General features: G+C 55.5%; 21 protein-coding genes. 13 read left to right on the forward strand and 8 right to left on the reverse strand.

Translation table 11 applies throughout. The features are described from left to right. The 5 genes from KUC_RS20170 to KUC_RS17630 all read left to right on the forward strand — a co-directional run. A partial coding sequence (locus tag KUC_RS20170; protein ID WP_371827742.1) for a type VI secretion system Vgr family protein occupies positions 1 to 805 on the forward strand: 805 nt, incomplete at its 5' end. Then, positions 796 to 1,599 carry a DUF4123 domain-containing protein gene (locus tag KUC_RS17615; RefSeq protein ID WP_167538000.1) on the forward strand — a complete coding sequence of 268 codons (804 nt, stop codon included), beginning with the start codon at positions 796 to 798 and terminating at the stop codon, positions 1,597 to 1,599. The genes KUC_RS20170 and KUC_RS17615, both read left to right, overlap by 10 nt. Continuing rightward, positions 1,592 to 3,433 (forward strand): alpha/beta hydrolase, encoded by a 1,842-nt coding sequence (locus KUC_RS17620; protein WP_040481528.1) that lies wholly within the window; start codon positions 1,592 to 1,594, stop codon positions 3,431 to 3,433. Before KUC_RS17615 ends, KUC_RS17620 begins: the two co-directional genes overlap by 8 nt. Then, positions 3,420 to 4,655: a WD40 repeat domain-containing protein gene (locus KUC_RS17625; RefSeq protein ID WP_007114608.1), complete on the forward strand. Its 1,236-nt coding sequence runs from the start codon at positions 3,420 to 3,422 to the stop codon at positions 4,653 to 4,655. Before KUC_RS17620 ends, KUC_RS17625 begins: the two co-directional genes overlap by 14 nt. Continuing rightward, entirely contained in the window at positions 4,652 to 5,902 is a 1,251-nt protein-coding gene (locus tag KUC_RS17630) for a WD40 repeat domain-containing protein (RefSeq protein WP_244264843.1), read from the forward strand. The genes KUC_RS17625 and KUC_RS17630 overlap by 4 nt, the downstream gene beginning before the upstream one ends. 10 nt (positions 5,903 to 5,912) lie before the next feature. On the opposite strand, the gene cmoB is transcribed toward KUC_RS17630, so the two are convergent. Both cmoB and cmoA read right to left on the reverse strand, forming a co-directional pair. After that, a complete protein-coding gene (gene cmoB / locus KUC_RS17635) occupies positions 5,913 to 6,920 on the reverse strand; it encodes a tRNA 5-methoxyuridine(34)/uridine 5-oxyacetic acid(34) synthase CmoB (protein ID WP_007114610.1) in 1,008 nt (335 codons plus the stop codon). A 1-nt stretch (position 6,921) separates the two neighbouring features. Then, positions 6,922 to 7,665 carry a carboxy-S-adenosyl-L-methionine synthase CmoA gene (gene cmoA, locus KUC_RS17640; protein ID WP_007114611.1) on the reverse strand — a complete coding sequence of 248 codons (744 nt, stop codon included), beginning with the start codon at positions 7,663 to 7,665 and terminating at the stop codon, positions 6,922 to 6,924. Positions 7,666 to 7,806: 141 nt separating this feature from the next. Between cmoA and pgi the strand changes: the two genes are divergently transcribed. The 5 genes from pgi (at position 7,807) to serB (ending at position 16,919) form a co-directional block, all read left to right on the forward strand. Continuing rightward, positions 7,807 to 9,489: a glucose-6-phosphate isomerase gene (gene pgi / locus KUC_RS17645; RefSeq protein WP_007114612.1), complete on the forward strand. Its 1,683-nt coding sequence runs from the start codon at positions 7,807 to 7,809 to the stop codon at positions 9,487 to 9,489. 169 nt (positions 9,490 to 9,658) lie between these two features. Then, entirely contained in the window at positions 9,659 to 11,554 is a 1,896-nt protein-coding gene (gene parE / locus KUC_RS17650; RefSeq protein WP_007114613.1) for a DNA topoisomerase IV subunit B, read from the forward strand. A 122-nt stretch (positions 11,555 to 11,676) separates the two neighbouring features. Further along, a complete protein-coding gene (locus tag KUC_RS17655) occupies positions 11,677 to 13,644 on the forward strand; it encodes a methyl-accepting chemotaxis protein (RefSeq protein WP_040481531.1) in 1,968 nt (655 codons plus the stop codon). Positions 13,645 to 13,718: 74 nt separating this feature from the next. Next, positions 13,719 to 15,974, forward strand: a complete 2,256-nt coding sequence (gene parC / locus KUC_RS17660; protein WP_007114615.1) for a DNA topoisomerase IV subunit A — start codon at positions 13,719 to 13,721, stop codon at positions 15,972 to 15,974. 3 nt (positions 15,975 to 15,977) lie between these two features. Further along, entirely contained in the window at positions 15,978 to 16,919 is a 942-nt protein-coding gene (gene serB, locus KUC_RS17665) for a phosphoserine phosphatase SerB (protein ID WP_007114616.1), read from the forward strand. 169 nt (positions 16,920 to 17,088) lie between these two features. Here serB and KUC_RS17670 read toward each other — a convergent pair whose 3' ends face one another. The 6 genes from KUC_RS17670 to KUC_RS17695 are packed head-to-tail and all read right to left on the reverse strand — an operon-like array spanning position 17,089 to position 22,974. After that, the gene (locus KUC_RS17670; RefSeq protein ID WP_007114617.1) at positions 17,089 to 17,475 is read right to left on the reverse strand and encodes a Na+/H+ antiporter subunit G; all 387 of its coding nucleotides are present in this window, start codon (positions 17,473 to 17,475) and stop codon (positions 17,089 to 17,091) included. A 58-nt stretch (positions 17,476 to 17,533) separates the two neighbouring features. Beyond that, positions 17,534 to 17,803, reverse strand: coding sequence for a K+/H+ antiporter subunit F (locus KUC_RS17675; protein ID WP_007114618.1), 270 nt, complete (start codon positions 17,801 to 17,803; stop codon positions 17,534 to 17,536). Then, positions 17,797 to 18,294 (reverse strand): Na+/H+ antiporter subunit E, encoded by a 498-nt coding sequence (locus KUC_RS17680; RefSeq protein ID WP_007114619.1) that lies wholly within the window; start codon positions 18,292 to 18,294, stop codon positions 17,797 to 17,799. Before KUC_RS17680 ends, KUC_RS17675 begins: the two co-directional genes overlap by 7 nt. Further along, on the reverse strand, positions 18,291 to 19,805 hold the full coding sequence (locus KUC_RS17685; protein WP_007114620.1) for a monovalent cation/H+ antiporter subunit D: 1,515 nt from the start codon (positions 19,803 to 19,805) through the stop codon (positions 18,291 to 18,293). Before KUC_RS17685 ends, KUC_RS17680 begins: the two co-directional genes overlap by 4 nt. Further along, positions 19,802 to 20,134 (reverse strand): Na+/H+ antiporter subunit C, encoded by a 333-nt coding sequence (locus tag KUC_RS17690; RefSeq protein WP_007114621.1) that lies wholly within the window; start codon positions 20,132 to 20,134, stop codon positions 19,802 to 19,804. The genes KUC_RS17685 and KUC_RS17690 overlap by 4 nt, the downstream gene beginning before the upstream one ends. Continuing rightward, a complete protein-coding gene (locus tag KUC_RS17695) occupies positions 20,134 to 22,974 on the reverse strand; it encodes a monovalent cation/H+ antiporter subunit A (RefSeq protein ID WP_007114622.1) in 2,841 nt (946 codons plus the stop codon). Before KUC_RS17695 ends, KUC_RS17690 begins: the two co-directional genes overlap by 1 nt. A 163-nt stretch (positions 22,975 to 23,137) precedes the next feature. Here KUC_RS17695 and KUC_RS17700 point away from each other — a divergent pair, with 163 nt between their 5' ends. The 3 genes from KUC_RS17700 to KUC_RS17710 form a co-directional block, all read left to right on the forward strand. After that, positions 23,138 to 23,998, forward strand: coding sequence for an ion transporter (locus tag KUC_RS17700; RefSeq protein WP_007114623.1), 861 nt, complete (start codon positions 23,138 to 23,140; stop codon positions 23,996 to 23,998). Positions 23,999 to 24,054: 56 nt separating this feature from the next. Then, the gene (gene leuA / locus KUC_RS17705; RefSeq protein WP_007114624.1) at positions 24,055 to 25,761 is read left to right on the forward strand and encodes a 2-isopropylmalate synthase; all 1,707 of its coding nucleotides are present in this window, start codon (positions 24,055 to 24,057) and stop codon (positions 25,759 to 25,761) included. Positions 25,762 to 25,795: 34 nt separating this feature from the next. Continuing rightward, the coding region (locus KUC_RS17710; protein WP_244264844.1) for a hypothetical protein at positions 25,796 to 26,850 on the forward strand (1,055 nt) is incomplete at its 3' end.

Genomic DNA, 26,850 nt, shown 5'->3' on the forward strand with positions numbered 1-26,850 from the left:
TATTCCCCGCATCGGTCATGAAGTGATTGTCTCGTTTTTAGAAGGCGACCCCGACCAGCCTCTGGTCACCGGGCGCACCTACCACGCGGTGAATACCGCGCCTTACCCGCTGCCGGAGCACAAAACCCGCACGGTGCTGCGCACCCAAAGCCACAAGGCCGAAGGCTTCAACGAACTGCGCTTTGAAGACGAAGCGGGCGAAGAGCAAATCTGGCTCCACGCCCAGAAAGACCTGGAACTGCTCACCCTTAACGACCGCACCGAAGAGATCCGCAACAACAGTCACCTCAAGGTGCACAACGATCGCATCAGCGAGATCGACAACGACGATCACCACACGGTACATAACAACCGACATACGAAGATAGACGGTGACGATCATCTAACGATCAATGGCACCCGCCATGAAAAGGTCGGCCGAGCTCAACTGCTGGAAGCCGGGCAGGAAGTGCATCACAAATCCGGCGGCAAGACGGTGATTGATGCGGGTGCGGAAATTACGCTCAAAGCGGGAGGAAGCTTTGTTAAGCTCGACCCCAGCGGCATCACCATCGTTGGTGCTCAGGTCAAGATCAACTCTGGGGGTAGCCCAGGTGCGGGGAGTGGACAGGCGGCAATGGATGCCTTGTTACCTGGACATGTAGCAACCGAGCAGCACGAACGCATTGCGCCTTTACAGCAAGATCAACTGATGACGGCGGCGCTGCAAGGTGCCGCGGTGGTTGAGGTATGCCAGCGGCTGAAGGACGGCAACAACGATAATGTTCATCGCTGTGCCCTGGGAGATGAATGTCCATGTCGCTAAGAACACCGCCGATGCCGGTTTTTTATTTGGTCGACTTGTCACTCTATCCACAGTTGCTACGACAAATGTTCGAAATAGACGAGCGGCCCGTTTACGATCAGCTGTATTTGCAAACGGCGTATGCGCAGCATGCGCAACAGGGGCCCATTTTAATCAGCCTTTCAAACGATAGTGCCCATGTTGCCGCTGCAAGCTGGGTGGCGCAGGGCGCCGCTATTGAACTACATAGCCACGCGACCCTTTCGCAAGTCGCTGCGCATTACCGGCAATTAACCCATGTCGACCGGCATGCTGGGCCTCCCGCGCTTTTCCGTTATGCCGATTCACGACTATATGCCGGGCTGACCAGTGTGTTGAGCGACGGCGAAACGCACGCACTGCTGGGCCCGATCACCGTCATGAAGGGCGTTGCCAACGGTGAGGCATGGCGGCTTGACTCACCAGCGCCTGATGATGAGCCGCTGGGTAAGTTCAGATTGACACTTGATCACGAGCAGGCGTTGCAACGAGCGCGTGATCGAGCGTTCTGCCAACAGTTGGCCAGTGATTATGGCGTTGCGTATTCGCTAGTGCAGCAATGGTTACAACAAATGAAGGCGCTATCTCTCTCGGCAGAATATGCGTACTGGGAAGGCTGCCAGCTACTTGCCGCGTCAGACTATCCTGCGCCGCTCTCGCCAAGCCATATTGAGCAACTGAAGGCACACAAGGGGTCCCGGCAGGCAATGCTGGATGAGTTGCAGACGTTAATCAGTGCGCAAACCCCTCTACCAGATGGAGCCCTCGATGACTGAAACACTTTCGCCGCCGCGACTACAGCCCAGCCGAACAAGCCTGTCAGGCGTCACGATGCCTGCCCACTGTAGCGTGGGTGTTACCGTATTGATTGTGCATCGCGATACGTTGGGGCGTTATCTGCCTGAAGGCACGTCGGTGAGTTTAAAGGATTCTGCGGGCAAGACCATCAGCGCGACCATTGATGCCGAGGGCGTTAGCCGTCATGAAGGGGCAGCGCCTAACAAGGTCGCTTGGCAACTAGCGGATGCCCATGGTCTGCATTTGGTGGCGGTCGACGATGAGCCGCTGGATCCATGCCGAACAGCGGCGGCTCCGCCTGAAGTCGATATTGCCATAGATGAAACGACCATCCAGGCCACCTACCTGCCTCCGCCGATCAGCCTCAACCTGCGTGACGAAGTAACATCGTCTGAGTCCGATTTACTCAGCGATGAGCAACTAGAACAACTGCGTTTGGCGGGCAATAACGCCACGCTGTTTTTGCATGGTTACAATGTCCCGCTGGGTCAGTACGGTGTTTTTGCCGCTTGGGACAAGCGCACCGATATCAGTGCTGAACCGTTATTAATCACTGCCCATACGGCCAGTAATGCCACGATTCTTCAAGGCATTAATACGGGCGAGCATGCGTCGGCTGAATATCGTGAAGAGCATGATAATGGTAACGGCGCACATAGTTGGTTTGTGCACATGGAGTATCAGCTCAACCGCGCTGCGGGGATGACCGAAGAAGACTGGCGCCCCTATACCCGCATGGTGGGGGTCGCATGGTTTGGTGATACGGGTAGCGTCGACTTCTTCCAGGCCGAACTCAATGCGATGGCAGCAGGGCGGCGTTTGGTTGCCTTGCTTGAGCAGCTTGATGAAGCCGACATTGCCATCAATATCATTAGCCACTCGCTGGGCGCGCGCGTGGTGCTCACGGCACTCAATATTCTTGGTGAACAGGATCGCCATCAATGGGTCGACAATATTTATCTCTGGGAACCAGCGGTTGCCGATAACGCGTTGGTGAACGATGCCTCCCAGGATAGCCACCCGTTGGGTATGGGCGTTTTCCCAGATGCTCATAAGGCGGTGCGCAAGGTGGTGGTGTTGCATTCTGAGGAGGATGGCATCCTCGGGCCGCCCCCTGAGAACGCACGTTCTTTCTGGCAGCAGGTAGCGGAAATCACCAGCCCAGCTTTGCGGGGCACACGCTGGGTACAAGAGATACTCGGTGCCGACGATTGGGTGGATGAACTCATCGGTTCGGCAGGAGGCGCCTACGGCAAAAAGTGGTGGGTATTCCCCGCTGGCTTATCGACGCCCTTCATCCGTTACTACACCGATAAGGCGCCGGCCGATACGGTGAGGCCTCCTGTGCCTCAGCCCATACCGGTCGGCCCTGATCCTTATGGCAAGGAGCGCGCCGCACAGGCTTGGCAGGAGTTCAGGGAGATGGCGATTGAGGAAGCGCGAGAGGCACTCGCTAGTGCCAACCCGCTACCCACTTATGACCTGTTAGCACCCCTCGCCCACCATGCGGTGGTGAGCGAAGAGCGAGCAGTTGCGTATATTGATACCCTGCAATGGCTGGTGGGTAGAAACTGGCGCGCTGGAAAAGCCCCACGCCCGGCGCTGGGGAGTGTTGGGTTTGGTGAGGTGAGCAAAGAGAACCGATTTGTAGAGAGTAAGTTGACTAGCAAAGCTTACGACTTCGTCGACCAGACACTATGGTTATTTGATCACTCGGGAATGAAAATCCCTAGCGATGAGGTGTTTGAGAAAAGTTATCAGGAAGGGATTGTTGATCGGATCAAGGAGGCATCGCGTTTTGGTCGCTATTAATAAGCAAAAAATTATCTTTCTTTTATTAGCCGTGGGCACTGTGTTAGCAATGGGCTACTACGGGGTACGTGCTTTTACTAGCCTGGAGCCGGTTACCTCGCTAAGTGTCTCTAGCGATGGCCGCTATGTGATCTCTGCCCACGAAGATGGGGCTTTGGTGTTGTGGAATACTGAAACCCAGCAACGAGATCAACTGGCGGATAACGCCAACCTTTATAGTGCTTACTTTATCCCCGAAGGTGACGCTTTTCTGTGGCAGGACCAGGACGATGTGGTACACGTGCAGGGCGTTGATGGCGAGGTGATTGAGGAATTCGAGCACTTCCCCACTTACGGGCATGCAATGTCTGCCGATAGAGAGCACTACCTTTCAAGCAATCAAACCTGGAACATTTACCATGGGCATGGCGATGCTTTACAGCCCGTTCTGCTCGATAGCACAAGTCCCAGCTTTACCGGCACCGGGCAAGTCTTGAACCTTTCGATGGGCGGCGACTTTTTCGTTTCTGGTGGCTCGGGAAGCCCGGGTGGCGAGCTCGATGACTCTCCGCCGGTGCGGGAGGAGGATGAATATCGTTTTTCCTCCAGCTATGGCGGGGTGACACTATGGAATTTAGACACCTTAATGCCCGTGGCTAAATTGCCGGGTAACTCTTCGAAAACTTATGCCACCATTAGCCCTGATGGGCAGTGGGTGGTCAGTGGCGATGAAAATACTATCGGACTTTTTTGGAACACTGAAGCGCCAGAAGAGCGCTATCGAATGGCAAGTTATGACCACGGTATTTATCGCGACAATCTGCCAGAAGGGCTCGAGGAAGATGAATACTGGGATGAGAGCCATTTGATCTCCGTACCTGAGTCTTCCAAGCCGGACAAATGGGGAAGTATCCGCTCATTGGCGACTCCGAAAACCATTGCCATTGCCTTTATCAATGGCAGTGAGGAGTTCTTACGTATTGGTCATGCTCAATACGAAGGCGGGGACATGAGCCGAACCTATGCCGCGTTATTTGAGGCAGGTAACCCCTGGCCCCAGGCGTATCTTGATCTGGGGACTGATCCTTTTCCTTCGGTCAATAACTATTCTCGCAATTTAAGTATCGACTCCGCGCCTGATGCCAACCTACTAGTCACCGGCCACGCCTTTGATGGCGGTATCACCGTGTACCGTTATGACCCGGAGGAGCGCACGTTAGCGAAGGAGTGGGTGGGACGGTGATACTGGCAACCGTCATCACGAGCGCCAAACACCGTCACCGCGAGTTAGCCGTTATCATCCTGGTAGTCATGGTCGCTGGTGCTTGGCTCTGGGTGACGCTTACCCGCCTGGAGCCGGTTACCTCGCTGAGTGTCTCTAGCGATGGCCGCTATGTGATCTCTGCCCACGAAGATGGGGCTTTGGTGTTGTGGAATACTGAAACCCAGCAACGAGATCAACTGGCGGATAACGCCAACCTTTATAGCGCTTACTTTATCCCTGAAGGCGATGCATTCCTATGGCAGGATCAGGATGATGTGGTACATGTGCAGCGCGTTGATGGGGAAGTGGTTGAGGAGTTTGAGCACTTCTCCACATACGGGCATGTAATGTCTGCCGATAGACAGCACTACCTTTCCAGTAACCAAACCTGGAACATTTACCATGGGCATGGCGATACGCTCCGTCCCGTCTTGCTCGATAGTGAAAGTCCCAGCTTTACCGGCTCTGGGCAAGTCTTAAACCTTTCAATGGGCGGCGGTTTTTTCGTTTCCGGTGGCTCGGGAAGCCCGGGTGGCAGGCTTGAAGACTCCCCGCCAGTTCGAGAAGAGGATGAATTTCGTTTTTCCTCTAGCTATGGCGGGGTGACGTTATGGAACCTTGATACCTTAGCGCCCGTGGCGGAACTATCGGGTAACTCTTCGAAAACCTATGCCACCATCAGCCCGGACGGTCAGTGGGTGGTCAGTGGCGATGAAAATACTATCGGACTTTTTTGGAACACTGAAGCGCCAGAAGAGCGCTATCGAATGGCAAGTTATGATCACGGTCTTTTCCGCGAGAATCTGCCGGAGGGGTTGCAGGAAGAAGAGTATTGGGATGAAAGTGAGCTAATTGATGTCCCCAAAAAGGATAAACCGGATGAATATGGTATTTATCGCCCGTTAGCTACGCCAACGACCATTGCGATTGCTTTTATCAATGGCAGCGAGGAGTTCCTACGTATTGGTTACAGCCAGTATCGCAGTGATGGTTCCAGTCAAACCTATGCCGCGCTGTTCGAGGCAGGGAACCCCTGGCCCCAGGCATATCTTGATTTGGGTACAGATCCCTTTCCTTCGGTCAATAACTACTCCCGCAATTTAAGTATCGACTCCGCGCCTGATGCGAACTTGTTGGTCACCGGCCATGCCTTTGACGGCGGTATCACCGTGTACCGTTATGATCCCGAGGAACGCACGTTGGCGAAGGAGTGGGTGGGCCGTTGAGGTTCTCTCGTTACCCCGGCTTATCCGCCAATATCACCGCCCGCCGAGGTGCGGGGTAGCCTTCAATGGTGAGCGCGCGGTCATTTGGGTCAAGAAAATCGGCCAGCGATTGGTAGGTCATCCACTCCGTTGAGCGCTGCTCTTCTAACGTGGTGACTGCTTCATCCACCACGCGCACGTTGGTAAAGCCGCAGCGTTCCAGCCAGTGGCATAGCGCCTTGGAAGAGGGCAGGAAGTAGACGTTGGGCATCGCGGCGTAACGTTCGCCGGGCACAAATACTGTCTGCTCGTCGCCTTCGACTACCAGTGTTTCTAGTACCAGTTCGCCACCCGGCGCTAACGCTGCTTTTAGCTGCTGAAGGTGTTCTAACGGGGCAGGGCGATGGTAGAGCACGCCCATGGAAAATACCGTATCGAAAAAGCCCAGGTTCTCCGGTACATCTTCTATACCCACCGGTAAAAACTGTGTTCTTCCACCATCGGCATCGCCGACGAAGTGGCGTACCGCCTGAAACTGCCAGTAGAAGCGCGGCGAAGGGTCGATCACCAGCACAAAAGCAGCCCCCGCTCCGGCCATCCGCCAAGCGTGGTAACCGCTGCCACCGCCGACGTCGAGCACCTTACGATATTTTAGCGGCGCCAGGTGTGGAGCCACTCTCTGCCATTTCCAATCAGAGCGCCACTCGGTGTCAATATGAATGCCGCCCAGTTGAAAAGGGCCTTTACGCCAGGGGGCGAGCTTTCTTAACAAGTTAAAACACTGGCGCTGCTGGCTATCGCTAAGGTCGAGATCAACAATGACGGTGTCGCTGTTTAAATCCACGCGGCGCTCAGCGGGTAGCACGGGCAGTTTGGCGACGGCTTTTTCCCAAGCGGGTAGGTCACCGTGGCGGTTGCGGTCAAGCCCATGGGCTAACTGCTCGGGAAGCTTCGCTAGCCAAGCGGTAAGCGATGAGTCAAGAACAGCTTGATCCAGAAATGCTTGATAGAGGGCGCGGTGGTCTTCGGGTAGTGGCACCTCACCCCTCCTTAAAGGCAATGATGGAAGCGAAATTTAAATACTGAAACCAAGTCATCGAACGGGGAAAGCCTGCCTGCTTTAGACGCCCGTGCAGTGCGTCCAACGTGTCGGGCACCAGCACATTCTCAAGGGCAGTACGTTTCTGGCTAATCTCTAAATCGCTGTAGCCATTGGCGCGCTTGAAATCGTGGTAGCGCTCAACCCGCCAGGCGTTGTCGCGCTCGTCGGCGTCGACGGTTTTTTCAGACAGAATCAGCACGCCACCGGGTTCCAGCGCTGCATAAAGCAGCGTCAATAGCGCATCGCGGTCAGCGGCGGGCAGAAACTGTAGGGTAAAATTGAGAATGATCATGCCCGAAGGCGCATACTCCATGGTGCGAATGTCGGCTTCTTCTACCTGCATAGCGTACGCTGGGCACTCGTCAGCAAAGGTTTGCCGTGCTTGCGCCACCATGGCGGGCGATAGGTCAACGCCCGTGTAGCGAAAGGCGTCAGGCGCCAGCGCCCCTGCCAGCGCAAGACCGGAGGCGCCCAGCGAGCAGCCCAAATCATATACATGGGCGCCGTGACGCAAATGGCGTTGGGCAATTAAGCTCAACATGCCAAGGATTTGGCCGTAGCCAGGCACCGATCGACGGATCATGTCGGGAAAGCACGCGACTACCTTTTCATCGAAAGAGAACCGCGCTACTCGGTCAAGGGGTGTCGAAAAGATAGCGTCACGGTAAGATGCATTACTCATGGGCAAGCCGGGATCATGGAAAAGGCGTGCTAGTTTACGCGCCCTTAATTGACTAGAACAGGCCTGTCTAGAACAGACTCGCTTAGAACAGCCCTGTTTAAACAGCCCCGCTGCAAGGATCGACGCCACTGGAGAAGCCACATGGCCTCAGCATCAAGCGCTACCCCCGATACGCTACCTGCGTGGCAGACGTTAAAGCATCATGCTGAAACACTGCAGCACGTTCACTTGAAAACGCTGTTTGGTACCGAGCCCTCCCGTTGGGAAAGTTTTACTCGCCAGGTGGCGGGCTTGACGCTGGATCTCTCCAAGCAGCGCTGGGATGACGATACGCTCGAGCATCTGTTTACACTGGCCAGTGAAGCCGGGGTGCCCTCTGCCATTGAGGCGCTGCTAAACGGTAAGCGAGTGAACGTCAGCGAGAACCGCCCGGCATTACACACGGCGCTGCGTTTGCCCGCCGATGCAACCCTTGAGGTTGAGGGTGAAGATATCGTCGCCGCCGTGCACGAAAGCCTTAGTCAAATGGAACGCTTGGTAAGCCGACTACACGCAGGGCAGTGGCGCGGGGCCACCGGCAAGCCGATTCGACATGTGGTTAATCTAGGCGTCGGCGGTTCAGATCTGGGTCCGTTAATGGTCACCCATGCGTTGGCGGATTTCCGGCCCAAAGATATTCATCCGGTTGAGGTGCATTTTGCCTCCACGATGGATGGTTCGCAGTTAGCGGATTATCTGAGCCGGTTGAATCCTGAAACCACCATCTTTGTGCTGTCGTCCAAGTCGTTTACCACCATTGATACACTCTCCAACGCTAACACTGCGCGTGAGTGGCTATTGGGCCGCTTAACCCAGCATGGCGCAACGCCGATTAGCGCTGAGCTGGTGGTGCGACAGCACTTTATTGGTGTTTCGGCGAGCCCCGAGAAGATGACCGAGTGGGGTATTGCGGAGGATCATCAGTTAACCTTCTGGGAGTGGGTAGGCGGGCGCTATTCTCTATGGGGTACCATCGGCTTACCCATTGCGCTGGTGGTCGGGATGGCGAATTTTCGGGCGTTTTTAGCCGGTGCCCACTCCATGGATCGCCATTTCGCTGAGGCAGATATGGCAGAAAACCTGCCTGTGCTACTGGCGTTGGCGGGAATCTGGAACGTAAATTTTCTAGATATCCGTGCCCACTCTATTCTGCCCTACGATGGTCGTTTAGAGTATTTCGCCGCCTACCTTGAACAGCTTGAGATGGAATCCAACGGCAAGTCGGTCACCAGTCAAGGCCAGCCGGTCAGCTACTCGACTTGCCCGGTGCTCTGGGGCCAACTTGGCCCCAATGCCCAGCATGCGTTTTATCAATTGCTACACCAAGGCACTCAGCCGGTGGTGTGTGATTTTATCGCGCCGCTTAAACGTTACGACGAGGTGGAAGATCCGGACACCCGACGCCACCTAAAAACCCAGCACCGCCTGGCACTGGCCAACTGCTTTGCTCAGTCCCGTGTTCTTATGCTGGGCGATGACGCCTTGGAAGATGACGGCCCACGGCCGGAATACAAGCGCTATCGTGGCAACCAACCTTCGACGACGGTGCTGCTCGACCAACTGACGCCCGCCACCCTGGGTTCACTTATCGCCCTTTACGAGCACAAAGTCTTTGTTCAGGCGGTGATTTGGGATATCAACCCGTTTGACCAGTGGGGCGTTGAGTTGGGTAAGCAGATCGCTACTGACACCCAGAAAATCATCGACGGTGAAGGCGACCTATCGCGGATGGATGCCTCCAGCCGAGGGTTGATTGAGGCATTTTGGGCTGCTGAGAAGGAGTGAGCTATCCCCGGCCCCTAGTATTAAACATGGCTAGATATACAGCTTTTTGCTTTTCCGCTATCCTGTGCTTCTTTAGTAAGCTGCCGATCCCTTTTTTAACAACCGTTTCTAACAACTGACTTAATGCCCAGCGAGGCTGCCAGCACTATTTTTCAGGAATCGACGTTACATGACCCAGTTTGATGCCTCTCAGTACGGCGCGAGTTCCATCGAAGTCCTGTCCGGGCTCGAGCCGGTACGTAAGCGTCCCGGTATGTATACCGACACCACACGCCCTAATCACTTAGCCCAGGAAGTCATAGATAACAGCGTCGATGAAGCGCTGGCAGGCCACGCCACCATGATCAACGTCGTGCTGCATAGCGACGGCGGGATTGAAGTGCAGGATAATGGCCGGGGTATGCCCATTGACCTACATCCAGAGCACGGTGTTTCAGGCGTTGAACTGATATTTACCAAATTGCACTCGGGTGGCAAATTTTCCTCTACTAGCTACCGCTTCTCGGGCGGCCTACACGGGGTAGGGGTGTCGGTGGTTAACGCACTGTCGCGCCGGTTAGATGTAGAAGTCACCCGCGACGGCGCGCGCCATGCCATGGCCTTCGAGTTTGGCGAGAAAGTTGAAGAGCTGCATGAGATTGGCAAAGCGCCCAAGCGGGCGAGCGGCACGCTGGTGCGTTTCTGGCCGGATGAGAGTTACTTCGATAGTCCCAAGTTAGCGTTAACCCGGCTGAAACACCTGCTACGTGCCAAAGCGGTGCTATGTCCCGGCTTAAAAGTCACCTTGCTAGAACCCGATGGCACCTCCACCGAGTGGGAGTTCGCCGATGGTTTGCGCGACTATCTCGTCGAAGCTACCGACGGCTACGAAGTTCTGCCGTCGGAGCCGTTTGTCGGCCACTTCAATGATGATGAGCACGGAGTCGATTGGGCGATCCAGTGGCTACCCGAAGGCGGAGAAGCGCTGCTGGAGAGCTACGTTAACCTGATTCCCACTCCGCAGGGCGGCACCCACGTGAACGGCTATCGTTCAGGACTACTGGACGCGCTGCGTGAATTCTGCGAATACCGCAACCTGTTGCCACGCGGCATCAAACTCACTGCCGATGACCTCTGGGAGCGCACCTCTTTTGTGCTCTCAGTAAAAATGCTCGACCCACAGTTTGCCGGGCAAACCAAAGAGCGGCTGTCATCACGTACGATTGCCGGTTTTGTTTCTGGAGTAGTTAAAGACGCTTTCTCGCTATGGCTGAACCACCACGTGGATCAAGCCGAAGCGATTGCCGAACTGGTCATCAGCGCGGCGCAGAATCGCCAGAAAAAAGCCAAAAAAGTCGCTCGTAAAAAGGTGACTTCCGGCCCGGCATTGCCCGGAAAGCTGGCGGACTGCTCCGGCCAGGATCCTGCGCAAAGCGAACTGTTTTTGGTCGAAGGCGACTCCGCCGGTGGCAGTGCCAAACAGGCTCGCAACCGGGAAACCCAGGCGATTCTGCCGCTGCGCGGTAAAATCCTGAATACTTGGGAAGTCGAAACCCACGATATCTACGGCTCCCAGGAAGTTCACGATATCGCGGTGGCGATTGGCGCCGACCCCGGCAGTGCCGATCTGGAAAAACTGCGCTACCACAAGATCTGTATTCTCGCCGATGCCGACTCCGACGGCCTGCATATCGCCACGCTGCTGTGCGCGCTGTTTGTGCGCCACTTCCCGAGCTTGGTCGATGCGGGCCACGTCTATGTGGCGATGCCGCCGCTTTACCGGATTGATCTGGGCAAAGAAGTGCACTATGCCCTGGATGAGAGCGAAAAAGCCGCCATTCTCAAGCAACTGGCCAGTAAGCGCGGTACGCCTAATGTGCAGCGTTTCAAGGGTTTGGGGGAGATGAGCCCGCTGCAGCTGCGTGAAACCACCATGTCGACGGAAACCCGGCGCCTGGTGCAGCTCACCTTGACGGAAGGCGACGGCACCATGGAAATGATGGATATGCTGCTGGCCAAAAAACGCGCTGCTGATCGTAAAAAGTGGCTGGAAGATTACGGTAACCTCGCCGACATCGAGGTGTAGATATAACAGCTAAGCGTTAATAAGGCGTTGTTAAGGCATCGTTACAGTAACGCGTGCTTTAGCCGATAGTTGAATGTAGGGCTTACAAATTCTAATAACCGCACATTCATAGGGGAAAAAAATTGTTCAAAACCATATCTAGGCAGCTAACGCTGGCTGCACTCGCACTTATGCTACTCATGGCCGCCAGTATCTTCGCAGTGATGGCATGGCGGGGCCAACCGCTGGTGATTGAAGCAAGCCAGTCGTTGGTGGATCGAACAGGCGGATCGATCGTTAACGCTTTGGATGCGCAGTTATCGCGGGTTGAAGGCAATACATCGAGTCTTGCCGCGTTGGCTGAGTCGCTACCTCGCGAAGAAGAACTTTATTTGCAAGCCTTCCCTAGAGTAGTGGATGACAATGGTAACAGCGTCATTGTCGGCGGTGGCATTTGGCCAGAGCCCAATGCATTTGAGGCGGGGGTTGAGCGCTTTAGCTTCTTTTGGGCAAGAAACGAGCAGGGTGGGATTGAGTTTTTAGATGATTATAACGCCCCCAGTATGTCGCCCTATCAGGATGAAGAGTGGTACAGCAGCGCTCGTGATGCCAAGCCGGGTCAGTGCGTGTGGTCAACGGCGTATCGCGACCCTGCCACGGGCGTGGCAATGGTGACGTGTAGCGTCCCTTACTATCTTGATGACGAGTTTTCGGGCGTGGCCACCATTGATATGCAGCTCGAGGGTGTGGCCGAGTTTTTAACCGAAAATGGGGGTGCTACCGGTGGTTATGCGTTCGTGCTTGATAGCGTGGGCAATGTGATTCATTTCCCTGGTGCTGACCTGGAAACGGGGGGAATGCAGGGTTTAGCGAACTTAACGAGCAGTATGCCTTGGTTGCAGCCGGTTATTGATGGCTTAAATGAAGGGCATGACGAAATCAGCGTTGAAACCGCAGGAGTGCTGGATGCTCCCGCTTCGGTGCGCTTGTTTGATATGCAAGATACCGGCTGGACGCTTGGTTTAATGACGCCTCAAGAGGAAGTTACGGCGCTGGCGCGGACCCTAACGCGTGATTTGCTGGTTGTCATTTTGCCCCTGTTGGCGCTGTTGCTTGCCCTTGGTTGGTGGGGTGGACGCATTCTGTTGCGGCAAATTCGCAGTACCACGCTGCAGATTGATCAGTTAGGTCAAGGGGGCTCTAGCCGCGAACTGACTATTTATCGCGACGATGAAATTGGCGAGCTACGCCGTGCTGTCAACCGCTACTCGGATAAGCTGCAGCATCTATTTGGCGACGTGCGCAGCGTGGCTGATGCTATCGCCAGTGAGTCAACGGAAATTGCCGCAGGCAATACCGAGCTCTCCAGCCGCACTGAGCAGCAAGCGGCTTCTCTGCAAGAAACATCTTCCACGATGGAAGAGATGGCCGCTACGGTGAAGCGTAATGCTGACAACGCTCAAGAGGCGGATCAGCGAGTGAAAGAGTCTGCGGAAAAAGTTAAACAAGGTGGAGAGCAGGTATCGCAGTTGGCGCAATCCATGGAGGCGATCAATGAAAGCTCCGTTGAGGTTTCCTCAATTGTTGACGTAATTGAGAATATTGCCTTCCAAACCAATATATTGGCATTAAATGCGTCGGTTGAAGCGGCGCGTGCCGGTGAGCATGGGCGAGGTTTTGCCGTAGTGGCCAGCGAAGTGCGTGAGCTGGCATCACGCAGCGCCGCTTCTGCTAGAAATATTAATGGGCTGATTAAAACCACCTCCGAGCAGATTAAGACAGGCAGTGGCTACGCTCAGGCGGCTGAATCCGCAATGAAAGACATCGTGGTGGCGATTGAAGAGGTTACGGCACGTATTAGCGAAATCAGCCAAGCGTCTGGCGAGCAGACCAACGGTATTGATGAGATCAACCGAGCGGTCACGCAAATGGATACGGTGACGCAGCAAAATGCCGGGTTGGTTAGCCAAGCAGCGAGTGCTGCTAATGAACTGTCGTTACAGGCCCAGCGTCTAAAAGGGTTGTTAGACGAGTTTCACGGTAGTTCTCAAGAAGCGTCACCAACGGCAGCGCTATCGAATGCATCAAACGAAAGGTATCAATTAACATAGCGAGCCATATTAAGTGGCCGCGTGTCCGCTTATCAGCCGCCCCGACAGGGGCGGTTTTGTTGTCAAGGTAGGATATGATCGACATGGATATTCAAGTGGCGGAGGGAGATGTCGAACGTCTCTCTCTGCGCGACTACACCGAAAAAGCGTACCTCGACTACTCAATGTACGTCATTCTCGACCGTGCCTTGCCCAATATTGGCGATGGCATGAAACCTGTGCAGCGGCGCATCATTTACGCCATGCGCGAGCTGGCGCTGCACGCCAACGCCAAGTACAAAAAGTCGGCGCGTACCGTCGGTGACGTACTGGGTAAGTTCCACCCCCATGGCGATAGCGCCTGCTACGAAGCCATGGTGCTGATGGCGCAGCCGTTTAGCTACCGCTATCCGCTGGTTGACGGCCAGGGCAACTGGGGTAGTCCCGACGACCCTAAATCCTTCGCCGCCATGCGCTACACCGAAGCCAAGCTTTCCAAGTTTGCCGAAGTGCTGCTCGGCGAGCTGGGCCAAGGCACCGTCGATTGGGCGCCCAACTTTGACGGCACCATGCAGGAGCCGCTGGTACTGCCGGCCAAATTACCTCATGTGCTTCTTAACGGCGGCACAGGGATAGCCGTTGGCATGGCCACCGACATTCCGCCCCATAATGTCTCGGAAGTGGTCGAAGCCACCTGCCACCTACTGCGCAACCCCAAGGCCACCACCGCCGATTTAATGGAGTTCGTACCCGCGCCGGATTTCCCCACCGATGCGGAAATTATTACCCCGCCCGCGGATCTGCGGAAGCTCTACGAATCCGGCCGTGGCTCGGTCAAGCTGCGTGCCCGCTACATCCGCGAAGAAGCCAATATTGTTATCACCGCCGTGCCGTACCAGGTCAGCGGTGCCAAAGTATTGGAGCAGATTGCCGCGCAAATGCAGGCCAAAAAGCTGCCCATGGTGGCTGACCTGCGCGATGAGTCGACCCACGAAGAGCCAACGCGTCTGGTCATTGAACCGCGCTCCAACCGCATTGACGTAGAGTCGTTGATGGCCCACCTGTTCGCCACCACGGATCTGGAAAAAAACGTGCGGGTGAATATGAACGTGATCGGCCTGGATGGCCGTCCACGGGTGATGCCGCTGCCCGAAATGCTCGGCGAGTGGCTGCAGTTCCGGCGCAGCACGGTGCGCCGCCGTTTAGAGCACCGCCTAGGCAAGGTCGAAGATCGCCTGCATATCCTTGAAGGCCTGCTAATTGCCTACCTTGATCTGGATGAAGTGATTCGGATTATTCGTGAAGAGGATGACCCTAAAGCCTCGCTGATGGCGACTTTTAGTCTCTCGGAGCGTCAAGCCGAAGCCATTTTAGAGCTGCGCCTGCGTCATCTTGCCAAGCTCGAAGAGATGAAAATTCGCGGTGAGCAGGATGAGCTGGAAAAAGAGCGCAAATATTTAGAGGGCCTACTGGGCAGCGAAACCAAACTCACCACGCTGATCGAAAAAGAGATCCGTGCGGCGGGTAAAGAGCACGGCGACGAGCGCCGCTCACCGCTGGTCGAGCGCGAAGAGTCCAAGGCGCTTTCAGAAGTCGAACTATTGGGGGCTGACCCGATTACCGTGGTGCTGTCTGATAAAGGCTGGATTCGTGCGGCCAAAGGGCATGACATTGACCCTGAGGGGCTCTCCTATAAAGCTGGGGACAGCTTCGAACTGGCGGCGAAAGGTAAAACCAATCAACCGCTGGTACTGCTGGATGACACCGGGCGCGCCTATACGCTGTCGGCGCATAACCTACCTAGCGCGCGGGGCCAGGGTGAGCCAGTCACTGGGCGTGCTAACGTTGCCGCCGGGGCGAAAATGGCGGGGCTGATGTTCGCACCGCCGGAGCGGCGCTTTGTGCTTGCCACTGACGGCGGCTATGGATTTGTGGCACGGCTTGATACGCTCACCAGTAAAAATAAAGCCGGTAAAGCGGTGCTTAGCCTGCCCAAAGGCTGCAATGTGATGGCGCCGGTTGACGTGCCTGAGGGCGACGAGTTATGGGTTGCCTCGGTGTCAAACGAAGGCCGATTACTGCTGTTCCCCTTGGATCAACTACCGGAAATGTCCAAAGGCAAAGGCAATAAGATGCTCGATATCCCTGGTCCACGAGCCGCCCGCCGGGAGGAGTTTATTACCGGTATTGTGGTACTCGCCGCCAGTGACGCACTCATGATTCATGCCGGTAAGCGCAAGCTAACCCTAAAAGCTGACGATTTAGCCTATTATCGCGGCGAGCGCGGCCGCCGCGGCAGCAAGCTGCCCCGCGGCTTCCAGAAAGTAGATCGACTAGAGGCAGGGGAATAAGTAATGGCACGCGGTGATTTGATCCTAACCGTATTAGCGGTGCGTTTATCCGCGGATATTCAATCCCAGGTAGACGCACTGATCGTACAATTTGGTCTGCAGAAAAGAAGCACCCAGCGTCTTGCCGACGTCTCGTTACAGCAAGGCTCGTTACAGCAGAGCAAGTACATCGACTGTATTGAACATCGTCTGGTAGGGGAGGTGGATGTTGAGGCTTTGCGCAATGCTGCACTGGCACTGAGCGAAGCCCTTGACGTTGATATTGTTATCCAAGCAGATACTCGCGATCACGTTCAGCCCCGTTTGGTCTGTTTCGATATGGACTCCACGCTGATCAAAGCTGAAGTGATTGACGAACTGGCCCGCCGTCATGGCGTCGGAGAAGAGGTCGCTGAGGTAACAGAGCGTGCCATGCGCGGAGAGCTGGATTTTAAGGCGAGCTTTCGTGAGCGAATGAGCAAGCTAGCCGGTTTGGATGAGTCTGTGCTAGCCGAGATCGCTGAGGAACTGCCGCTTATGGAAGGCGTTGAGCGGCTGATGGTCAACTTGAAACGCCTAGGTTATCGCACCGCGATCCTCTCCGGTGGCTTTACCTATTTTGCCCTCTACTTGCAGGAGAAGCTTGGTTTTGACGAGATCCATGCCAATGAGCTGGTCATCGAAAATGGCAAGGTAACCGGCGCAGTGAGCGAACCGATTGTCGATGCCGAACGCAAAGCTGCACTGTTAGAAACCATTGCCTTGCGGGAAGGCTTTACCCTGGACCAAACGATTGCAGTGGGAGACGGCGCTAACGATCTGAAAATGCTCGCTAAGGCGGGTATGGGTATCGCGTTTCGGGCCAAGCCCCTGGTGCGTGCCCAGGCGCGTCAGGCGATTTCTACCTCCGGCCTTGATGGCGTGCTCTATCTGTTGGGCTATCGACAGCAGGATTTAACTACGTAAAACCTGCTGTGGCACAGTCGCGACAAATGTCAGTGCGAAGAGCCTACGACGCGGCAATCTCGAACTGCAGAGGCGCAGTTCAAACCGAGATTGCCGCGCTTCGCTCGCAATGACGGATGCAGGATTGCCGCGCTTCGCTTGCAATGACAAAAGCGAGATTGCTTCGTTTTTAGCCATGGCCTTTATCCGGGTGCGGTACCGGTTTATCGCCCACTTCTTCAGGGCGCAGCTCTATCGGCTTACCCAGGGTTTTATCGGCGTGCTTTAATTTCAGATGCAAGCCTGACTTGGCTAACAGGTGGGCGCTGACGGGGGCGGTAATAAACAGGAACAGCGTAATCAGCAGCTCTTGAGCATCCGGTTTGCCGTCAACACTCCAGAAATACAGCATCGAAGCGATGAGCATGCAGCCGATGCCCAAGGTGGTGGCCTTCGTTGGGCCATGCAGGCGCATATAGAAATCGCGCAGGTGAGCCATCCCTAACGAGCCGATAAACACAAAGATACCGCCAGCGATCAGCAGCAGCGAAATAACGCCTTCAATTATGACTGACATGTCGCCCCCTGGCTCTTACTTAGCGCCTGCCCTTGCTGGGCTGCGGTGGTCTTGTTGGTCATTCGATAATATCTCCGCGCAGAATATATTTGCACACCGCGACAGTGCTGATGAAACCTAGCATCGCGATCAGCAGCGCTGACTCAAAATAGGTTTTGCTGTTAAGCCACAGCCCCAACAATACGATCAGCGCAATCGAGTTAACGTACATGGTGTCCAGTGCGAGCACGCGGTCGGGCAGGCTAGGGCCGATGGTAAGCCGGTAGAGATTCATTAACAGTGCCATCACCACCAGGGTTAAGGTGATATAAAGCGCAATGCTCAACATTCGTAGATCTCCTTGAGCGGGCGTTCGTAGCGCTCACGAATCTGGTTAATCAGCGCCTCTTCATCGTCCACGTTTAAGGCGTGAATCAGCAGCGACTTACCATCCATACGCAGATTGGCCGATACGGTGCCTGGGGTCAGGCTGATGGTGTTGGCCAGTAGCGTGATGGTGAAGCGCTCTTCGAGCATCAGCGGATATTCAATAAAGTGGGGCTTAAGTTTGCGCCAGGGATTGGCGATCAAGTAAGCCACCTCGAAATTGGCGGTGATAATGTCGCCCAGTACCCGGAAGATAAACCGCAGTAGTGCAAAAGGCTTAGCGATCAGTGGCCGAGCATCCCAAAAGCGGTAGGTCAGCAGGGGAATCAAGATAGCTAACGAGCCGCCGAGTACGAACTGACCAAAAGCGTAGCTGCGGACTAACAGCAGCCAAACTATGAGTAATAAAAGAGATAATACAGGCGTGGGTAGCCAGGAACGCGGGGCGATCATTGGGCATCTCCAGCAGCATTGGGTAGTAGCGTGCGAATCAGCACCTGGGGGTTGGCTAATTGCTCAGCCGTGGCTTGAGTGTAGCTACTCACTGGCCCTGCAAGTGCGACTAATAGCGGGGCTGCACTCAACAGCCAGATAACCCCAAACCATTGGCGATAGGGTAACGGACTACCGCTGATCGTGCCCCGGTGGCTACGCCAAAACAGCGTAGAGCCTGCCCGGGAAAGGGCGATCAGCGAGGCCAGACTGGCCAGCAGCAGTAGTGGCCAGAGCCACAGGCGCTGGTCGCCCTCGGCGGCATTCAGCATCAACGCCTTACCGAATGCGCCGGAAAACGGCGGGACGCCAGCCACGGCGATGGCGCCGACAAAAAACAGCATGGCGAGTGCAGCGCCTTGCACCATAGGACGGCCCTTGACCAAACGGGTGCCGGCTTTGCCACGTTGCAAGCCAATCATTTCTGCTAGCAGGAATAGACCACCGGTGATCAGCGTGGTGTGGATCAGGTAATAGAGTAGCGCCGAGACCGCCTGGGGGGAGCGCATGCCGATACCTGCCAGCAGTGTGCCCACCGACACTAACACTAGGTAAGCCACCAGCAAACGCAAATCCCGTGCGGCCATTACCCCAACGCCTGCGGCGGCCAGGGTGCCGAGCGACAGCCACCATACCCAGGGCTGCTCCAGCGCCTCCAAGCCGCCAGCGCTATCGCCAAAAATAAGTGAGTAGACGCGCAGAATGGCGTAAATCCCCACTTTGGTCATAATCGCAAACAGTGCAGCCACCGGCGCAGGTGCCGAGGCGTAGGCTTTGGGCAGCCAGAAGTAGAGCGGCAGAATCGCCGCTTTTAACCCAAACACCACCAGCAGCATCAGTGCACCGGCGGTCACTAAACCATCGCGCTCTGCCGGTAGGTCAGCGACCCGGATCGCCATATCGGCCATGTTGAGCGTGCCCGTGGCGCCGTACAGGATCCCCACTGCAATCAGGAACAGTGAAGAGCCCGCCAGGTTGAGCACCACATAGTGCACACTGGCTTGAATGCGCGCTTTGCCACCGCCGTGTAGCAGCAGGGCGTAGGACGCTAACAGCAGTACTTCAAAGAAGACGAACAGGTTAAACAAATCACCGGTTAAAAAAGCGCCGTTAATGCCCAGTAATTGCCACTGAAAAAGGCCGTGGAAGTTACTGCCTTTCTCGTCGTCACCTGCGCAGGCAAAGACCACTGCGCCAACGGCCAATACAGCAGTCAGCAGCAGCATTAACGCCGAGAGGCGATCAAGCACCAGTACGATGCCGAAGGGCGCTTGCCAGTCACCGAGTGCGTAGTAAGTGATTTCACCGCTGGCGGCTTGGCGTAACAAGCCAATTGCTACCAACAGCATTAGCGCAGTGGCGGCAACGCTGACAATACGCTTATAGCGCACTAATCCCTGGCGTTGATAGAGCAGCAAGATGCCCGCAATAAGCGGCAAAACAACCGGAAAAACAATCAGGTGCTGCATCATTCTCGGTCTTCCTTTTTACCGTCGACATGGTCGTTACCCACTTCACTGCGCGCGCGCATCGCCAGGATCACCACAAAGGCCGTCATCGCGAAGCCGATCACAATGGCGGTGAGTACCAGCGCCTGGGGGAGCGGGTCGGCGTAGCCAGTTCCTTCAGACACAATGGCGGCCCCGTCAGTGGTCAATCCACCCATCGAAAACAGGAAAAGATTCACGGCATAAGAGAGCAGCGTAAGGCCCACTACGACCGGAAAGGTGCGGCCGCGAAGGGTGAGGTAGAGCCCACAGGCGGTCAATACGCCGGTGGTCATCGCATAGAGCAGTTCCATTAGCGAGGCTCCTTGGCAGAGGGCGTTGCAGCGCTGGCTTCGGCATCTTTTTCAGAAGCTTCGGTCACCGGGCGGTGGGCGGTGGTGACTTTACCCAGGTTGGCAAGAATCATCAGCGTTGCGCCTACCACCGCTAAGTAGACACCCAGATCAAAGAGCAGCGCGGTAGCCAGTTCAAAGGTACCGATCAGCGGTAGCGTGAAGTAACCGAAGGCAGAGGTTAAGAACGGGTAGCCAAGCAGCCAACTGCCTAACCCTGTTAGCGTGGCAATGGCCACCCCGATGACCGCCACTGGCTGGAAGGGGAAGTTTAAGCGCTCTTGCGCCCACGCCACGCCTCGCGCCATATAAAGCAGAATCAGTGCTACCGCGGTAATCAGCCCGGCAATAAAGCCGCCGCCAGGCTCGTTATGGCCGCGCAGGAAGATAAACGCTGACACCAATAGCGCCAATGGAAGTAGCGTCATTGAGATGGAGGTTAGAATCGCCGGGTAGCGATCAGGTGACCATACTCGGCCTTCACCATCACTGTGCGGTATAAACAAGCGTAAACGATTTAGTAGCTTGAAAATCGCCAGACCTGCGATGGCGAGTACGGTGATTTCACCCAAGGTATCGAAGCCCCGGAAGTCGACCAAAATGACGTTGACCACGTTGTATCCGCCACCGCCTGGCTTACTGTTTTCCATAAAGAAACTAGAAATCGACAGCGTGTCACGGGTCATCACCGCGTAATTAAGGCTGGCGATCACCAGTCCCAGTGAACCGGCAAGCAGCATGTCGCGGATATTCCGCAGCGGGCTGGATTCGCGGGGCGTTTTCTGGGGCAGGAAAAATAGCGCCAACATCAGCAGAATCATGGTCACGACTTCTACTGAAAGCTGCGTCAGTGCTAGATCCGGTGCGGAGAACCGCGCAAAAGTAAGCGCCACAAAGAGCCCCACTACCGACAGCATCAGCAGTGAAATTAACCGATAGCGGTGGGTGGCGGCGGTCGCTATGCCACCAAACATCAGCATGCCCGCGCCTAGTAGGAGAATCCCATCCAGCTCCTGATTACCTGCTGCGCCGGTTAAATCGGTTATTTGTACGAGACCCACTCCGCCCATCACCAGTGCGCCCAGCCAGAGCCAGCCCATATAGCGCTGCAGCGAGTTGCCTTCCAGGCCAGCGATAAGCTGCTCTGCGCGATAGCCCATAGCAACAAGAATGCGCTCAAACACGCGTCTGGCATCCACCCCGGCAAACTGCTGGGTAAATCGACGCAAATCGGCATGCCGCCAATACAATGCGATACCTACTGCGAAGGCAAGCAGGCTCATGATGAGCGGCAGATTAACGCCGTGCCATATAGCCAGATGAAAATCGAGCGGACTCCCGATTACCGCTTGGCTGGCAAGCTCTAACAATCCCGTTGCCATAAAGGCCGGGAATAGACCCACCACTACGCAGAGTACGACCAATATTTCTACTGGCAGGCGCATTAGGTGCGGCGGTTCATGGGGCGATTTTGGCGGCGCTTCACGGGCCGGTTTGAAGAATACGGCGTGTACTAAACGCACAGAATAGGCCACAGAAAGAATCCCGCCGAGCGCCGCCAACGCAGGCAGTAGCCAGCTTAGGCCGCCTAAAACGGGGGTTGCTAGCGCCTCGGTGAAAAACATCTCTTTGGATAAAAAGCCATTAAACAGCGGAACCCCCGCCATGGCTGCCGCTGCCAACGTGGTTAATAGCGCGGTCACCGGCATGGCTTTTTTCAGCCCACCGAGCTGCTTTAGCTCACGTGTGCCGGTTTCATGGTCGATAATGCCAGCACTCATAAACAGCGCGGCTTTAAAGGTGGCGTGATTCAAAATATGAAACAGCGCTGCCAAAATCGCCATGGGACTGCCGATGCCCAACAGCACGGTAATCAAGCCTAAATGGCTAACGGTGGAGAACGCCAAAATGCCCTTAAGGTCGGTTTTCATCAGAGCAAACCAGGCGCCATACAGCATGGTGACGATGCCCACCAATGAGACCACCACGCTCCACAGCTCGCTACCCGCAATGGCGGGGTGTAGCCGTGCCATCAGGAAAATGCCCGCTTTCACCATGGTGGCCGAGTGCAGATAGGCCGATACCGGCGTGGGCGCCGCCATGGCATGGGGTAACCAAAAATGAAACGGGAACTGGGCTGATTTGGTAAACGCTCCCAACAGTACTAACCCCAGCATAATCGGGTAGCGTGGGTCGGCAAGAATGACGTCGCCGCTGGCCAGTACATCGCCCATGTTGAAGCTGCCCGCCATATCGCCCAGCAGCAGTAAGCCTGCCAGCAGTGCTAGGCCGCCCGCGCCCGTTACGGTTAGCGCCATACGTGCACCTTTGCGAGCGTCACTGCGGTAGGACCAAAAGCCAATCAGCAGAAAAGATGACAGACTGGTTAATTCCCAGAACAGCCAAAGCAGTATCAGGTTGTCCGACATTGAAATACCCACCATTGATGCCATAAAAAGCATCAGGAAGGCATAGAATCGGCCATAGGGCTCATCTTTGGCTAAATAGTAGTGAGCATAGAGAATAATCAGCAGGCCAATGCCAAGTATCAGCAGATTAAACAGTAGCGACAGCCCATCCAGGCGAAACGCTAGGTTTAGTGCTAGTTCAGGCATCCAGGCGGCCGAAAAGCGCAGCTGCTCACCATCTAGCAGAGCCGGTACATTGAGTAGCGTCATTACTAAGGCAGTCGCCGGCAGCACAGCTGTCGCAAGTGAACAGAAACCGCGACCGCGCTGTGCGGTGAGTGCCGGTACCAGTACGCCTAGCAGAGGCAATAAGGCTATCCAAAGCAGTGTCATGGGGTCATCCAGCGTCTAAACAAAAGAGTACCGACAGGGCGCCTATAGAGGCGTTCTGGTGGCGTAGGATACATCAAGTGAAACAACAGGATATCACTTGTGTAGCAGGTGTGTAATTTTAGTATAAAGTGTGCGGATTAACCGTTAAGAGATTTTTTGTTACATGAGTAACTCCTTTACTACCTGGCAGGCCCGCTTTGAAAAGCTGCGCTCGAACAAGTTTTTTGAAGCGTTGGTGATTGCCATTATCGTCATTTCTGCCCTGGTGATAGGGGCAAAGACCTACGACGAGACCACTAAGGTTGAACAGTGGCTGCTCTATCTCGATATTGCGGTAACTATTTTTTTCCTGATTGAAATTTTAATCAGAATGGCCGCAGAGCGTAGCCTTCTCGACTTCTTCAAAAAGGGCTGGAATGTTTTTGACTTTCTGATCGTGACTGCCAGCCTGATTCCCATGGACGACTCGGAAATGGTGCTGTTGGCGAGGTTGCTGCGTATTTTTAGGGTGCTACGCCTGGTGTCGATGATACCTGAACTACAGATGCTCCTTAGCGCCCTGGTGAAGTCGGTGCCGCGGATGGGCTATGTGGTACTGTTGATGTTTATCATCTTCTATATCTACGCCGCCATTGGTAGCTTTCTGTTTCACAATGTAGACGAGGGGCTGTGGGGCAATATTTCCCTGGCGATGCTAACGCTGTTTCAAGTGGCGACGTTTGAGAGCTGGGCCACTGCCGTGCTGTATCCAGCAATGGACGTCTACCCCTACGCCTGGATCTATTTTTTAACCTTCATCTTTTTGAACGCCTTTATTTTTCTCAATATGATGATCGGTATTGTGCTGGACGTGATGCAGAAAGAGAGTGCGCTACTCGATTTGGATAACGAAGAGGGTGATGTCGCTCAAATGCAGGGGTTGCGCAACGATGTACGTGATTTGCGTGCCCAGCTTGACCGCATGGAGGCAGCGCTCGCGCAGACGCCCACGGCACACAGCACAGCACGGCGCAACCCAAGATGACACGGGCAGTAAGCACAGCGACAAGCCCACAACCGACTGATTTTAGGAGAGCCGCCATGATGTTGACTGATCCTGCCAAAAAGTACCGCCCCTTTGTGGCTGTTGATCTGCCAGACCGCAAGTGGCCGAGCAAGCGCATCGAGACAGCGCCTATCTGGTGCAGCGTTGACCTGCGCGATGGCAACCAGTCGCTAATTGACCCGATGGATCAGGAGCGCAAACAGCGCTTATTCGACATACTGCTAAGTGTTGGCTTTAAACAGATCGAAGTGGGCTTTCCGTCTGCCTCACAAACTGATTTCGATTTTGTACGATCGCTGATTGAGCAAGATAAAATTCCTGATGATGTGACCATTCAAGTGCTGACCCAAGCCCGTCCGCATTTGATTGAACGCACCTTTGAAGCCTTAAAAGGTGCCAAAAATGCCATTGTTCATGTCTATAACGCCACTGACCCGATGTTTCGCCGGGTGGTGTTTAACGTGGATAAAACCGAGTGTATTCAAATTGCCGTGGATGCCACCGCGCAAATTCGCGATTTGATGACCGCCAACCCGTCAACAAACTGGACATTCCAGTACTCTCCCGAGCTATTTACCACTACGGAGATGGATTTCGCGGTGGAGATTGTTGAGGCAGTCATGGAAACCTTCGGGCCCAGCGTCGACAACCGGATGATCGTCAACCTTCCGGCAACGGTAGAAGTCGCCACCCCCAATAACTACGCAGACCAGATCGAGTGGTTCTGCCGCCATATCAAAAACCGTGATCACCTGATTGTCAGCGTTCATCCTCATAACGATCGCGGAACCGGCGTGGCGGCCGCCGAGCTAACGCTGATGGCCGGCGCTGACCGCGTTGAGGGCACTCTGTTCGGCAACGGCGAACGTACCGGCAATGTCGATATCGTCACCCTGGCGATGAATATGTACACCCAGGGCGTTAACCCTGCGCTGGATTTCTCCAATATCACCCCCATCATGCGCGAAGTGGAGTACTGCAATCAGCTGCCGGTGCATCCGCGCCACCCTTATGTGGGCGATCTGGTATTTACTGCCTTCTCCGGCTCCCACCAGGACGCGATCAAAAAAGGCATGGCGGATCGCCGCGCTAATCCTGATGCGGTGTGGGATGTGCCCTATCTGCCTATCGACCCGCTGGACGTAGGCCGCAGCTACGAAGCGGTAATTCGCGTTAACAGTCAGTCAGGCAAAGGTGGTGTGTCTTACCTGCTGGAACAGGAGCACGGGATTGAGCTGCCGCGTCGGCTATCTATTGAATTTAGCCAAGTGGTACAGGAAGTGGCAGAGCGTACCGGCCGTGAAATTACCTCGCAGATGATTTATCAGGCCTTTGCCGATGAATATCTGGAGCAACGATCGCCCTTTGCGCTGGTCAACCACCGTTTATCGTCGGAACCTGATAGCCCAAGAGTCACGCTTGACGCTGTGGTCGAGCAAAACGGCGAAAGACAAGCCCTCAACGGCGAAGGCAATGGGCCGCTTGCCGCGTTTGTGAAGGCACTGGCCGCTGCCGGGCACGATGTTGAAATCATCGACTACCATGAGCACGCCCGCGGGCAAGGCGCCGACGCTGAAGCCATTGCCTACGTGGAAGTGCGCATCGACGGCAAAGCGGTGTTCGGCGTGGGCACCGATGAGAGCATCACCAGCGCCTCTATGAAAGGCGTCCTTAGCGCGATCAATCGCCACCACTCCACCCAACCCGCTGCGGCCAACGTGACCGCGGAGACGTTGGGGTAATCCGGCGATTACTAATTGAGTGGGGTGGATAGCGATGCGGCCCTGGCAGATGATAGTGGTAACCGCGATTGTGATCGCCGGGCTAGCGTCAACTTTGGCCTCTCATGAACCGTTTGAGTCCAAACTGGTGCGACTGGAAGCGCAGCGGGCGCTGCCCTCTATGGAAGCATCGCTTCAGCAGGAGACGCCGGAACTCAATGCGTTGTTTCTCAGCTACGCCACCGATCCGGCGCTATGGATGAGCGCTTCTTTGGCGATTTTGCGCCACGGCGATAAAGCCCGCGATGTGTTAGTGGAGTACGGTTTATCGCCTCAGTTTCAACAGGTGCTGGTGCGTTTTGGCGCGGATGCTGTCCTGCCCATCAGCTACTTTCGCCACCACGATGTCGCGACGCTTAGGGCGCAGCACTGGGTTGGTGAGCGCTTTCAGCAGCTTAGCCGCTGGTGGAGCGATGAGGGGGGTGCGGATTCAGCGTTCACCCCTTACCGCCGCGGGCAGATGGGCATTGCTCTGTTGGATGCCAACGGCCACGCGCTGCTTAATCAGTTTGTGGTCAGTGAGCAAGGTGAGATTGAGTGGTTGCAGGGCGAGCGAGTCGTTGCGGGCGTCGGCGACTTCTTTACCAGTGGCCTGCGCGATCTTGAAGGCCAGTGGCGGCGGGGCGATGCCATTGACGCCGCCGATCTAGGCTGGGCGGGTGTCGATCTACTGGTTATGGCCAGCACCGTTAAGGTGCTGCGGGCGGGCAGGGCCGCTCGTGCGGCGCGGGTGGGCAGCGTGGAAGCACAAGGCGCTCGCGTTGGCTTGCGCCAGGGAATGGTTGCCTCAGGCGGGCGTTTTGCGACCCTGCCGCGCATGGCCAAGGTCGCCGCTGTCGCAGGTACCGCCTATGTGGTGGTGCGCCACCCAAGCTTAGTGAGCGCACTCGGCGCCAATCTCTCTACCTGGCTTGGCTGGCCGGTATGGCTTTTTCAGTTTCTTATCTGGCTGATTGTGCTACTGCCGACTCTTTTCATTGCTCGCTTTGTCTATCGCTGGTTACTCACGCCACTTTTGTGGCTGATGGTGCCACTGACGCGAGGATGTTT

Source organism: Vreelandella boliviensis LC1, from assembly GCF_000236035.1.
In the GTDB taxonomy this organism is placed as follows: domain Bacteria; phylum Pseudomonadota; class Gammaproteobacteria; order Pseudomonadales; family Halomonadaceae; genus Vreelandella; species Vreelandella boliviensis.